The sequence below is a fragment of the Gordonia sp. (in: high G+C Gram-positive bacteria) genome (assembly GCF_049647785.1).
Taxonomy (GTDB): Bacteria; Actinomycetota; Actinomycetes; order Mycobacteriales; family Mycobacteriaceae; genus Gordonia.
Genome location: NZ_JBARYI010000028.1, coordinates 1 through 13,069 on the forward strand (window position 1 = coordinate 1; position 13,069 = coordinate 13,069).

The window sequence follows — 13,069 nt, forward strand, 5'->3', positions numbered from 1 at the left end:
ATGCCGCTCTCCGCGGCATGTCGCAACGCAAATCGATCTCCGGCGATCGATTCGACTGCCACTACTCGCCACGGACGCGAGATCTTAAGATCCCGGTCGCGTTCGTAGCCTCCGTAATAGCGCTTGATGACCTCGCGCGCGGGTTCGTCCGGATCTGCGACCGGCTTCGGCGAGCCAGGAAGGTCGTACACCCCGTTCACCAGGCTGAACGTCAACGCGTCCCAGCGGTGACTCCACGCGCCGCCCGGTGTCGGGTTGGCATCGAGAATCTCGAAGTCGATGCCCGCGCGAAGCCCTTCCCGCTGCAGGTAGTAGCCCGTAGAAAGTCCAGCCTGACCAGCACCGATGACTACAATTCGCCGGTCGATCACTGTTTCCGAACTTCGCCCCATGCCTCCGACAACCACTTCGATTAGCCCAATGTTCCACCCGAGTAGCGCTCATCACACTCACGTAGCCAAGGTCTTGCACTCGTGCAATAATGCACTAGTGCAATATTCTAATTTGGGTTTACGGGAGCGCCAGCGCATCGACACTTTGAAGTCGCTGCGTACCGCTGCTGTCGAACTGGTCCGCGAAAACGGACTCATCGACACCACCGTCGCCGAAATAGCCGACCGCGCTGGCGTTTCTCGGCGCACCTTCTTTAACTACTACGCATGTAAAGAAGACGCGGTTCTCGGCGCGGGCCCAGCTAACATCCCCGACGACTTGGTCGACGATTTTCTGAACGCGCCGCCGGGACCGGACCGGTTAACGCGGGCCGTCGACCTAGTAATCGCCGTGGCGGCCAGCATTCGTCAAGGTGGCGGACTCCATGCCGACCACCGCGAACTCGTGATCACGTACCCGCAGCTCGCCGAACGCATGCAACAGCACGGTGCCTCGGCCCAAGAACTATTGAGCACCAATATCATCGAGCGTTTTCACGATGCCGGTCCCGACGCGGTCAATAAGGCCCGCGCCACCATCATGTTGGCAGGCACCGTCCTTCGATTCGCTTACAAATCCGACCCGGACGTCCTCGATAACCCCGACTCCCCCGCTCTCGCCGAAGCCGTTTCCGTCTTCCGCAAATCCTTTAAGGACCTACTGTGACCACACTGATTGAAAAGCCGCCGGGCGACGACGCCAACCGGGCTTCCGCAGCAGAAGCCGCGAATCGTCGCAGCGTGCTGCTCCTTTTCATCGGCCTGATGATAACGATGCTGTTGGCGTCGTTGAACCAGACGGTGCTATCGACGGCGCTCCCGACAATCGTCGGCGAATTGCACGGTGTCGACCAGATGACATGGGTTATTACCGCCTACATTTTGGCGAGCACCGTCGTAATGCCGGTGTACGGCAAGATCAGCGACTTACTGGGCCGCAAGCCCGTCATCCTCACCGCCATCGTGCTGTTCCTGGCCGGTTCGGTGGTAGGCGCGCTGTCGCCCAACATCACCTGGCTGATTGCCGGTCGCATCCTGCAGGGTATCGGCGGTGGCGGTCTGATGATCCTGTCGCAGGCGGCCATTGCCGACGTAGTTCCTGCCCGCGAGCGCGGCAAGTACATGGGATTCATGGGTGCAGTGTTCGCGGTGTCGTCGGTTGCCGGGCCACTGCTGGGCGGCTGGCTCACGGAAGGTCCGGGCTGGCGCTGGGCATTCTGGCTCAACCTGCCGTTGGGTGCTCTGGCCATTATCGCGACCATCGCGTTCATGAAGTTGCCGAAGGTCGTCACCGAAGTGCGCCCGAAGCTCGATTACCTAGGCATGGCACTGGTTGCCGGTGCGACCACCGCTCTGGTGCTGGTCTGCACCTGGGGTGGTCACACCTACGACTGGGCCAGCCCCCAGATCATTGGCCTGGGTGTCGCCACCGTTGTCCTCGCAATTGCCTTCATCTTTGTTGAGCGTGCCGCCGAAAACCCGGTGATTCCGATGTCGTTGTTCGCCGACCGCAACTTCACGTTGACGACGGTTGCGAACTTGATGATCGGTGTCGCCATGTTCGGCGCACTGGGTTACATGCCGACCTATATCCAGATGGTGACCGGTGTGGACGCCACCGTCGCCGGCCTCCTCATGATTCCGATGATGGGCGGCTTGCTGGTTTCGTCGATTGCTTCGGGTCAAGCTGTCGCCCGTAGCGGCCGGTACAAGATGTTCCCGATCGTCGGCACCATCATCATGGGCATTGGCCTGTTGCTGATCGCTTCAATGCACATTACGACGCCGACTTGGCTGATGTGCGCCTACTTGGCGGTCTTCGGTATCGGCATCGGTTTGTCGATGCAGATTCTGACGTTGATCGTGCAGAACTCGTTCCCCCTCAGCATGGTTGGTACTGCGACGGCGGCGAATAACTACTTCCGTCAGGTCGGCGCGACGCTGGGTTCGGCGATCGTCGGCTCCATCTTCGCTTCGCGTCTGATCGCGTTGATGCACGAAAAGTTGGGCAACAGCAGTGCCGGCGGTTCAGATACTCGCAACGCTCTGACGCCCGCCGCCGTGAATGCGATGCCGGACGCAATCCGCATCCCGATCATCGAGTCGTACAACGAGGCCCTGCTGCCGATCTTCTTGTTCTTTGTCCCGCTGGCTGCGATCGCGATGATCGTGCTGCTGTTCATCGATGAGAAGCCCCTCGCAACGACCGTCCGGAACGAGGCCGCCGAAGTGGTCACCGAGGAAGAACTCCTCACCGAGGCCGAGATGGTCAGCAACGACGCTGCCGCGGACCGTCGCGAGTAGCACAAACTCACACGACTGCCAGCGCGTCGATCGGTGTCACCGACACCGCTCGACGCGCTGGCGGTAATGCGGCCGCCACTACCAGCACCACAGTCCCAGCGACGATCGCCGCGAACGCTCCAACGGGAAGCCCAATGGGGAATCCGGGGGTCATTGCGCCAATCAATGACTGGCTGCCTATGGCGCCGTAAAGAGTGCCTAGGACGAGCCCACTGAGCATGGCGGTTCCGGACAGCGCCACCGATTCGAGGGTGATCGTTTGCCGCACTTGGCGTGCAGTAAATCCCATGGCGCGCAGCATGCCGATTTCGCGGGTCCGCCCAATTACGGTGAGCGACATGGTCGACATGAAGCCCACGGCCGCGATCACCACGGAGATTACGATCAGTCCGACGAGCACCCACGTGGTCATCGACAGGATTTTCTCTTGTTCGACGAGCTCTTCGGCCGTCAGGTCCCATCGGTCAGCAGAGGTACGCAGCGACGTCATTCCAGCGATAACAGTGGTCACCAGAGTGACGCCGATGAAGAGGCCAATCGTTGAACGGGTAGTGCGGGCCGGGTCGGCGACCGCATTCTTGCGTGCCAGCATGGCGGCGGGTGTGCGGCCCAGAAGGCGACCGATTCCGGCGACCAACGATGGCACAATTGACCGGGCACCGATGAGGAATCCGGTTGCGGTGATGGCGGTGCCAAAGAAGGCGGCGAAGAAGCCTTCCGTACTTCCGTTCTCACCGAGCACTGCAGCACCCACCAGCAGTAGCGCCCCGAACCCGATCAGGATCACCGCAACCGAATGGCGCAGCCACACCCGTGTGGCGCGTCCCCCTGTCACTGCCGCACCGCTCAGCGTCTTCCGTGTTCCGACTAGCGTGGCGCACACGGCAACTCCCACCACCACGACAGCTGCGAACAAAGCGGATGGTGGTAAGTAGCTGTAACGAATGTCGGGCAGGACATCGCGCGAGACCATGACGACGCGGGCGATGTCCGCAGCGACGACTCCCGCGACCAGTCCGATCACGCTGCCGATGGTTGCCACTTTCGCAACCCCGCGGGTGAGGCTCGACCGCAGTTGGCTTGAGCTGGCACCGATGAGGCGGAGCAGTTCGAGTTGGTTGCGTCGGCCCGCGATAACGGTGTCGACGCCGTTGCTGATGACCAGCGCCGCGACGAACAGCGCAATTAGAATGAAGACGCTGGCAACAACACCGAGAATGACCCCGAGACCGCCGTCAGCGTCGTCTCCGGCACGGCGCAAAATGTCACTAGCGGTGAGAATAGTGCCTGCATATCCCGCGGACAGTCCACATACGACCCCCACCGTGGAAACTTCCCGCAGGGAACCGGTGGTCAGACGGTAGTCGGTGGCTTTCATGCTGCCACCCCCTGCAGGTTGATGAGGAGGTCGGAAATCTGGTGGGCGTCGAGTCCCCGGTATTCTCCGACGATCCGTCCGTCCGCGAGCACCAGGATGCGGTCGGCGTATGCGGCAGCAACCGGATCGTGGGTCACCATGGCGATGGCTTGCCCGTATTCGCGGGCCGCCGTCGTCAGGAGTGCGAGGACCTCGCGGCTGGTACGAGTGTCGAGGGCCCCGGTGGGTTCGTCGGCCAGGATGATGGTCGGCCGTCCGGCGAGTGCTCGGACGATCGCGACTCGTTGCTGCTGACCGCCCGAGAGCTGGGAAGGCAGGTGGTCCATTCGGTCTCGCAATCCGAGCGATCCCACGAGATGCGCTATCCATGCCCGCTGTTCGGCGTCGGGTTCATGTCCGGCCAACACAAACGGGAGGCGGATGTTTTCTTCCGCGGTCAGCGTGGGGATCAGGTTGAACGACTGGAAGACGAACCCAATGCTGGTGCGCCGCAAGATGGTTCGGGCGGTGTCGCCGAGTCCGCCGAGCGGGGTGTCGCCGAGCCAGATCTGCCCGGCGTCGATGTTGTCGAGCCCGGCCATCACGTTCATCAGGGTCGACTTGCCCGAACCCGACGGTCCCATAATGGCGGTGAACTCGCGGCGTCGAATATCCACGGACACGTCGCGGAGGGCATGGACGGGATTGGCGGGATCCCCGTAGGTGCGGGAGACGTTCCGGAGAACGACGGCGGGCCGAAGGTGCGGATCTGGTGTAGTCATGACTGCCACGCTATGACGCTGACCAGAGCGTTCGCGTCGCCCAGAAGGCTCGTAGGGATGCGACGTCAGGATGGTTTCCCATCATCCTGAAGTAGTACGGGCGTCAGACGATGCCGTGTTCGTAGGCGTAAACCACCAGCTGCACGCGGTCACGCAACGACAGTTTCGCCAACACTCGCGAAATGTGAGTTTTCACCGTCGCTTCGGACAGGAACTCGGCTTCCGCGATCTCCGCGTTCGACAGCCCGTTGGCCGCCCGAACCATAATTTCGCGTTCACGCGCGGTCAGGGCGTCGTATTCGGGGCCGGGCGTCGCGGACCGATTTCCGTGCCGCTCAAACAGCTTCCGGGTCGCCGAGGCTGCCACCACCTGGCTTCCGTCGGCGACGGCCCGGACGGCTGCGAGGAGGAAGTCTGGCTGAGCGTCTTTGAGGACAAAGCCACTTGCGCCAGCTTCGATAGCGCGGGCGGCAGCTTCGTCGACGTCGAATGTCGTGAGTACCAAGACTTTTGGGGCGCTCTCACCAAGGTCTGCCACGAGCTGCGCGGTCGCAGCGATGCCGTCGATTCCCGGCATCCGGACATCCATCAACACAACATCGGGCTTCGTGATCCGCACCGTGCTCGCCAGGTTGACCGCCGATGAAGCTTGCGTGACGACACTGATGTCGTCCTGACTTTCCAGGATCATCGCGATGCCTCCCCGAAAGAGCGGCTGGTCGTCGACAAGGGCGACGCGGATCATGAAATTCCTTCCGGGCGTGCTGGTATCGACAGGTCGACGGTCCAACCGTGGTCGGCGGCAGCGCTGGTCAGCGTACCGCCAGCGAGTTCGGCCCGCTCAGCCATCCCGCGGACGCCGTGGCCAGCCCCGCCCGGCGCCAACGGCGTAGCCGAGAGCGCGTTGTGGACTGTCAGTCGGCAGCCCTCGCTCCAGTCTTGGCGAACCGTCACAGGGCTCCCGAGATCGCCGTATTTCAGTGCGTTGGTAAGCGATTCGGTGAGGATCGCAAAAGCGACGCGCACATTGAGAGGCGACGCGGCGTCTTCGTCACCGACCGAATCCGTCTGCAGGATCATCCCGGCCGCCCGCATCCGGGCGTACAGCTGGTCGCGGTCGGTTCGCGTGTACGCGGCAGTCGTTTCAGTGCTCCGTAGTTCCTCAAGAACGCCGCGGACATCGGCGAGCGCCTGCCGTGCCGTGTCGGCGATGACACCAAGAGACTCTTTGACGGCGTCGGGGTTGGCGTCCAACGAAAAGCGCGCACCTTCGGCTTGGGCAACCACCACCGCCAGGGAGTGGGCCACCACATCGTGCATGTCGCGGGCCAAGCTCGATCGTTCGGCCTGCTCGTCGTAGAGGTCGAGGAGGCGTCGTCGTTCGAGTTCAGAGATCTGCGCGGCAATGCGAGCTTCCTCGACTCGCTGACGTTGGTAGCGCACGAAGCCGACGGTCCAACTCCCAACGAGGAGCACGGCAATAGCGAAGAACGTCAAGACGTTTCCAGCCAACGTCGATGCATTGTCAGTTGGTCCGTAGACCGGCGATCGCTGGTAGGCCCAGGCTGCGAATCCCGAACCGATCACCGCGACGATGAGCGATCCGCGACGCACCCACTGATTGGGATGGTTTCCGGCCGTGTAGTAAAGCACCGCATACAGCAGCGAGGGACCAACCGCGATGTCGTAGGTGACGACTTGGATCGCCGCAGAAACCAGCGCAAACAGCATCATCAGCGTGGGGGCGGAACGACGGCACATAAGCGCCAGCCCAACGAGAACCGACACGAATTGCTGCGTCCCATTTAGGCCCGAAGCCATAAGCAGGAGCACACCCAGGACGACAAAACCGACGACAGCGTCGCCAATCGCAGATCGCCGCGACAGGTTCGGAAACGCGAGCGGATCCGTGAACAGCCCGTTGCGTGCCAATCTCATTCCCCTACCGTGCCACAGCCCGTTCCATTCACCCGATGAGGTGAATCACGAGTGGCTCCGAACACGACCCACGGTGGAAAGAGGCCCAAATCACCAAAAGTGCGATACACCTCATATGAGCGTTCTGTGAGACCCCCTCACAGAACAGATGGTCATTGGAGTGTTCATGCGCGGTCAGCATCGTAAGCCCCTCAAGAAGTCCACCGTGACTCGTGCCGCCACAACGGCCGGCGCCCTTGCTGCGACAGCGACGCTGGCACTCAGCACTCCCAACCTCGCGACCGCCGCGACGGCCCCGAACCACAGTCAGGTAATCAGCGACTTCTCGCACGCCCTCGACAACTTCCTGTCCGGCGCCAATAGCGCCAACCAGGGCGGCAACAGCATCTGGAATCCGATCGCCGAACAGAGCGGCGGGATTCTGCCGATTTTGAGAAGTGACTACAAAAAGACCGATCTGACTAACCTGACAGATATCAGCGGCTTGATCAGCGCCCTGAAGGACATCGTCGAGATGGACCTACCTTGGGGTACAACCCCCGGTGCCTTGCCCGACATCGTGCTGCCCGGTGGGCAAACCATCAACGTCGCAGACATCCTGCCAGGCAAACTTCCGGGTGTCGAAGCGCTCACTGGCGTACTCGACCTGCTCGACGGCCTGTTCACCTATCCAGTTCCGATCCTCGGCGTGACATTGGGTGAGGTCATTGGGAACCTTCCCATTCCAGCACTCGGCAACCTCATCAAGGGCCTTGAAATCACCCACAGTAGTTACGAATCCGGCTGGGACTGGGGCGCCCTCGGCGCAGGCAAGACCGATATCCAAAACAATCTGATCAAGACGCCCGGCCAACTGATTCTGGACCTGACGACGATCGACATCCTCAACAAACCGCTCACTAGCGCCCTTCTGGCGCAGCTCGGTTTGCCGTCCCTAGATATCCCCCTGATCGGCGGCTTGCTTCCCAGCATCAACGGCATACTCGGCAATGTTCCCGGAGTCGATCCCGGCAACTTCGAACTCCCAGGTATTAACTTGCCAACCGCGACTGTTTGGGTTCCTCAGGGCAGCGGCCAATACAACCTGCTCGGCTTCAATTCAGGTTGGTGGGCTGCAGTGCCCACCGCAGCACTTGCATTCCCGGCAATCCCCGGTGTCAGCGATCCTTTCGATCTCACAGTCTCGGTGCCGATCACGTCGGTCAGCGCCGGACTGCCGTTCGGCCTCGCCGAAGCGGGCAACATGCACATGACGGTGATGATGCCGCTTGACAACGGCCTGTACTCGCCGCTTGAATTCGACATGACCAACGTCAACACGGCGTTCGGCTTCGGCGTCACAAACATCAATATCAAGAGCAACAACTATCTCGGCACCAACGGCATCAACGTCAACAATGGCCAGAACGTCCTGCTTCTGCAGAACCCGCTACTACCAATCCCGATCGTCTATTCGCTCGGCGGATTCAACGTCGGCCCGGCAGGCGCGGGCATCTACATGCCGTCACTGTTCGGTGTCGCGTTGCTCCCGGACCTGCAGTTGGGCGACAAGCCAGCCGTCAAGCTCGGCCTTCCAAGGGGAGCCGACGACGCCCTCGCCGCACTGGGACTCGACGCACTTCTGAACAACCCGCTGGTCCCGACGTCGCTGCTCAACGTGACCGGCCTGCTGCCACTGATCGGACTGCCCAACGTCAACGGCTTCATCGGCGACGCCGAGGCCGCCCTCAGCCCCTTCTACCTCAATACCATTGGTGCGCTGTTGAGCCCGCTGTCGTCGTTCGCAACCGAACAGTACGGTCCGTTCATCAACGGCACGGGCACCAACATCTTGAAGGCATCGGAGATGTTCAAGGACATCGCCGAAAAGTTGGGTGGCACCCTCTCAGACGTGCAGGCACCGACCAACCTGCTTGCCACGCAGGATGTGTCGAGCGCGGTCGACGATACAACCGCTGGTAGGCACACAGTGGATCCGAGCAATCCGGATCAGATCCCGTTCGCCGACATCAAGGCAAACCTCACGCCCGAGACGGCGGTTACTCCGACCGCACCTGAGCCCATTCCGGACACGCAGGCACCGCCGGTCGAGTTCCCAGCGGACGTTGTTCCCCCGGTCGTCGACCAAGCCCCGGCAACGAGCGACGCGCCCGCTGCCCCCGCAGACCTGGCACCGGTAAGCGACCTGACCGAGCCCGCGGCCTAACCGCAACGCAAAAGGTTCCCGCACCCTTTCTGCTTGTCGAACTATGTTGCGTCATAGTGCGACAACCAGAAAGGGTGCGGGAACCTTCTTGCTAAGTGGGGCGAGCGGGGCTCGAACCCGCGACCAGCTGATTATGAGTCAGCGGCTCTAACCGACTGAGCTATCGCCCCCTGGGTCGGAAACGACCCGAGGATTGAGAATACCTTCACCCATACGGACGCTTGTGTCCGGATCACGAAGTCCCCGGATTCCCTCAGACTTACGGTTGGAGCCATGCGCGCAATCACCTTCAGGCGGAGCCAGCTACGAGCCACTACCCTGCTCGCACTAACTGCCGGTGTCACCCTGCTGCTCGGGGGCTGCTCAGCCCTGTCGACCGACGGCACACCGACCAAGTCGTCGAGCAATGGCGCACCGAACTCCGGGAATCAAGTGACACCGCAAGCCATTCCGACGGTGGTAGTCCTCGACGCATCCGACTCGATGAACACGCCAGACGCACCCGGGGTCCGCCTTGAGGCCGCAAAATCTGCGGTAACGGCCCTCGCCGGAGGCCTGCCGGCAGACACCGACTTCGCGGTCGTCGCTTTCGGCTCCGAACTACCCGCGGCACGCACCTCGCAGAACATCGGATGTACCGACGTCAAAACCGTGCTGCCGCTGGGCCCGCTCGACAAGTCCAAGCTGCAGATCGCCCTCACGGGCATCACCGCACAAGGATTCACCCCGATCGCGAATGCCCTCACCGAAGCATGGAAGCAGCTACCCCGCAGCGGACCAGCGTCGATTGTCGTCGTCTCCGACGGCGAATCCACGTGCGCACCCGACCCATGCCAAACGTCAAAGACGTTGCATTCGCAGCGCCCCGACGTCACCATCAGCGCCGTCGGTTTCCGCACGGATGCCGCCTCGCTGCAGTGTGTCGCCACTGAAGGCGGCGGCATCTTCATCACCGCCGACAATGCCGCCCAACTCAGCGCGCGCCTCGCCGCTGCACAAAATGCCGACAGCGCCGCAACACGACTATCGACCACCTCGCGCGGCACCATCACGCTCGGCGACACCCTCGACGACATCCGCAAAGCCAATCCCGGCTTCCCGTCGAACGGGACCAAGAGCGGCGACCGCACCATTTATCTGTGGGAAGACTGCACCTACGGCTTCGACGGCTCCGGCAAGCTCATCGAAATCGCCCCCGGCAACCCTGCTGGGAGCAGCGGCGTCACCATCGACGGTGTCGGCAAAGGCACTCCGGGGTCGCGGGCCATCGAACTCTACGGCGAGCCCCTGGAGGATAAGGACTCCGTCGCCACCTTCCCTGCCGACGTCAAAGCAGGCACCGCGTACAAACTCGGTTACGAAGGCGGCAAGGGAATCAAGGACGGCACCGTCACGACCGTCATCCTGTGCGGTTGCCTTCCCTCGACGACAGGCAGTTCCACAGCGTCCGGTACCTCAAATGGACCGGAGGTGGTGAACGTAGTCGCCGTCGACAAGAGCGGCAACCCGATTAACGGCTTCACTGTCGGTCCAGCAGGTGTCGCCTACTCCGGCACAGACTGCTATGGAATCGGAGCCGGAGCCTCGACGGCCGGCGTCTACCAGTGCGGCTCCACTGCCGACGCCTCGTACGCCTGTTGGCCGGGGAAAAACGGAACGCTCCTGTGCGCCGCATACCCGTTCGACAAGAAGCTCACGCCCCACAGTTTTTCCGGGTCGCTGCCCACCGCAACTCCGAAACCGAATGTCGACCCGTGGGCGCTAGAACTCGTCAACGGGGCGCAATGCCTAGTCAGGGTCGGCGGCGCGTGGCCATTCCCACCGACCGGATACGACTACGGCTACGGCTGCTCGTTGCCCAACAAGGAGCACTTCTTCGTCTACAAGAAGAGCGGGGCGGACCTGTTCAATAAGTCCGGCAAGGAGTGGACGGTATTTCACGGTGAGGATAAGTCGACCCCCACCCCTATCGCGGTGAAGAAGATCTTCTACTCGGCAGCTGAAAAGTAGCTGGCCGCCCTACTTCTTCGGCAACACCGATTGTGTCTCCGGGCCGTCACTCGCGAGCTTCTTGGTGTAGCTGTACAGCCATGTGATCCCGATGGCGAACACGACGACGCCGATGACCTGCATCCAGTTACCGAGGCCGTCGCCGACGATCGCGAGGGGGTCACTGTCGCCTGAACCGGCGACGATGGCCGCATAGATCACGCCGTAAAGGCTTTCGCCGACGATCAAGCCGGTGGCGAGCAGGACGCCGAGGCGCTTCTTGCGTTCGACGTCTCCGCCAGTACGGTCAGCCCACTTGTTGTAGGCGAGGCCGAGGAAGGCACCGATCGGAATGATCAGCGTCAACGACATTGGCAGGTACATGCCCATGCCGACGGCCAGGGGCGGTAGTTTCAAGTTCTTGGTGGTCCGCTTGAGAACTTCGTCGATGGCAATCACGACGGCACCGATGGCGGCACCGAGGCCAATCAGCGCCCAATTGAGGTCGCCACCGAAAACGCCCTTGGCGAGCGTCGACATCAGTGCGGCCTGCGGTGCCGCGAGAGCATTCTCGCCGGCACCTTCCATACCGACGAAACCGAACGCCGTGTTCATCAAGCCCAAAATCGGCGGAATGATCGCAGAACCGAACAGAACACCAATGATCAGCGCCACCTGCTGCTTCCACGGTGTCGCACCCACGAGTTGGCCGGTCTTCAGGTCTTGCAAATTGTCGTTCGAGATGGTCGCGACACCAAATACGACCGCCGCGGTAAACAGCGTGTAAGCGATCAGCGTTTCAGTCTCCGACGTACTGCCCGCTGGCCCATAAGTCAGCTTGATCAACAGCGCCGCGCACAGGACGACCAAGACACCGACACCGGAAATCGGGCTGTTCGACGATCCGATCAGCCCGGCCATGTAGCCGCAGACTGCGGCGACGACGAGTCCGATGACGAACACGAAGATCACCGAGACCACCACGATGCCGAGCGCGCTCCCCATGAGCGCGGTGTCTCGCAGGAAGTCCCAGAGCAGCCAAGCGATGGGAATCATCGCGACCACCACCGTCAGACCGACGTATGTAATAGGAATGTCGCGTTCGGTGACGTCGACTTCCTGACCTGCCTGGCGCTTACGGGCGCTCGCCCCGGCGTCGATGATGCCGCGAATGATGGGCCCGATAACAACGATCAGTGTCCACACGGCGGCCACTGCGATCGCGCCGGCACCCACCATGCGGACGTCGGAACTGAAGACGCCGCTGACCGCGTCGAGCAGGTCGCCCGACGGAATGGAGTTCCAGGTGCGGATCGGGAGCACAACAAAGAACGAGATCACCAGGCCGACGACCATCGCAATGCCGACAGCAATACCCACGAGGTGACCAACACCAATTAGCGCCATAGACAGGCTTGCGCCGATCATCGTCGCGCCGGAACCCACTTTGAAGGCTGCCGCAACGTTGGTCGACAGCAACTTCAGCGACCCGAGGAACGTAAACAGCGCCGATCCGATGGCACCGACGACGATCGCGCGCATACCGCCGCGATTGGCGTCGGGCGAGGTGTCTTCGGGGTCACGACCGGACGTATCCCCCACTTTGAGGACCTCGGCGGCAGCAATACCTTCCGGATACGGCAGGTCGGAACCCGTCACCAGGGCACGCCGCAGCGGAATCGAGTACATCACGCCGAGAATGCCGCCGATCGCGCACACCGCCACCGTCTCCCAGTACGGGAATCCCGTCCACCAGCCGATCATGATGAGGCCGGGCAGCACAAAGATGATCGCCGACAGTGTGCCTGCCGCCGACGCGATGGTCTGCACGATGTTGTTCTCGACGATCGAATGGTCTTGGAAGTACCGCAGGATCGACATCGAGATCACCGCTGCGGGGATCGCCGTGGCAAAGGTGATGCCCACCTTGAGCCCGAGATACACATTCGCGGCGGTAAAGACGAGTGTGATGAGCCCGCCCAGCACGACGCTGCGAAGGGTCAATTCACGAATTGAACTCCTCGGCCTTGGACTTGTTACCGACGTTGCCATGCGTGCTATC

At 61.9% G+C, this 13,069-nt stretch carries 10 protein-coding genes and 1 tRNA gene; 4 read left to right on the forward strand and 7 right to left on the reverse strand.

The features are described from left to right. Positions 1 to 392 (reverse strand): FAD-dependent oxidoreductase (locus WBA38_RS03590; RefSeq protein ID WP_424322054.1); only part of this gene is annotated, 392 nt, incomplete at its 3' end. A gap of 97 nt (positions 393 to 489) precedes the next feature. Here WBA38_RS03590 and WBA38_RS03595 point away from each other — a divergent pair. Next, the gene (locus WBA38_RS03595; protein ID WP_424296308.1) at positions 490 to 1,098 is read left to right on the forward strand and encodes a TetR/AcrR family transcriptional regulator; all 609 of its coding nucleotides are present in this window, start codon (positions 490 to 492) and stop codon (positions 1,096 to 1,098) included. Then, entirely contained in the window at positions 1,095 to 2,735 is a 1,641-nt protein-coding gene (locus WBA38_RS03600; RefSeq protein WP_424322055.1) for an MDR family MFS transporter, read from the forward strand. The genes WBA38_RS03595 and WBA38_RS03600 overlap by 4 nt, the downstream gene beginning before the upstream one ends. 7 nt (positions 2,736 to 2,742) lie before the next feature. On the opposite strand, the gene WBA38_RS03605 is transcribed toward WBA38_RS03600, so the two are convergent. The 4 genes from WBA38_RS03605 to WBA38_RS03620 form a co-directional block, all read right to left on the reverse strand. Next, on the reverse strand, positions 2,743 to 4,113 hold the full coding sequence (locus WBA38_RS03605) for an FtsX-like permease family protein (RefSeq protein ID WP_424296304.1): 1,371 nt from the start codon (positions 4,111 to 4,113) through the stop codon (positions 2,743 to 2,745). Then, positions 4,110 to 4,874: an ABC transporter ATP-binding protein gene (locus tag WBA38_RS03610; protein WP_424296303.1), complete on the reverse strand. Its 765-nt coding sequence runs from the start codon at positions 4,872 to 4,874 to the stop codon at positions 4,110 to 4,112. The genes WBA38_RS03605 and WBA38_RS03610 overlap by 4 nt, the downstream gene beginning before the upstream one ends. 103 nt (positions 4,875 to 4,977) lie before the next feature. Next, complete coding sequence (locus WBA38_RS03615; RefSeq protein ID WP_424296301.1) at positions 4,978 to 5,619, reverse strand: response regulator; 642 nt, start codon at positions 5,617 to 5,619, stop codon at positions 4,978 to 4,980. After that, complete coding sequence (locus WBA38_RS03620; RefSeq protein ID WP_424296299.1) at positions 5,616 to 6,812, reverse strand: sensor histidine kinase; 1,197 nt, start codon at positions 6,810 to 6,812, stop codon at positions 5,616 to 5,618. The genes WBA38_RS03615 and WBA38_RS03620 overlap by 4 nt, the downstream gene beginning before the upstream one ends. Positions 6,813 to 6,978: 166 nt before the next feature. Between WBA38_RS03620 and WBA38_RS03625 the strand changes: the two genes are divergently transcribed. Then, positions 6,979 to 9,018: a hypothetical protein gene (locus WBA38_RS03625; RefSeq protein ID WP_424322056.1), complete on the forward strand. Its 2,040-nt coding sequence runs from the start codon at positions 6,979 to 6,981 to the stop codon at positions 9,016 to 9,018. 96 nt (positions 9,019 to 9,114) lie between these two features. Here the strand turns inward: WBA38_RS03625 and WBA38_RS03630 are convergent. Then, a tRNA-Ile gene (locus WBA38_RS03630) sits at positions 9,115 to 9,188 on the reverse strand. 103 nt (positions 9,189 to 9,291) lie between these two features. On the opposite strand from WBA38_RS03630, the gene WBA38_RS03635 reads away from it, so the two are divergent. Further along, on the forward strand, positions 9,292 to 11,028 hold the full coding sequence (locus WBA38_RS03635) for a vWA domain-containing protein (RefSeq protein WP_424322057.1): 1,737 nt from the start codon (positions 9,292 to 9,294) through the stop codon (positions 11,026 to 11,028). 9 nt (positions 11,029 to 11,037) lie between these two features. Here WBA38_RS03635 and WBA38_RS03640 read toward each other — a convergent pair whose 3' ends face one another. After that, a complete protein-coding gene (locus WBA38_RS03640) occupies positions 11,038 to 13,059 on the reverse strand; it encodes an OPT family oligopeptide transporter (RefSeq protein WP_424296486.1) in 2,022 nt (673 codons plus the stop codon). Between the last annotated feature and the right edge of the window lie 10 nt (positions 13,060 to 13,069).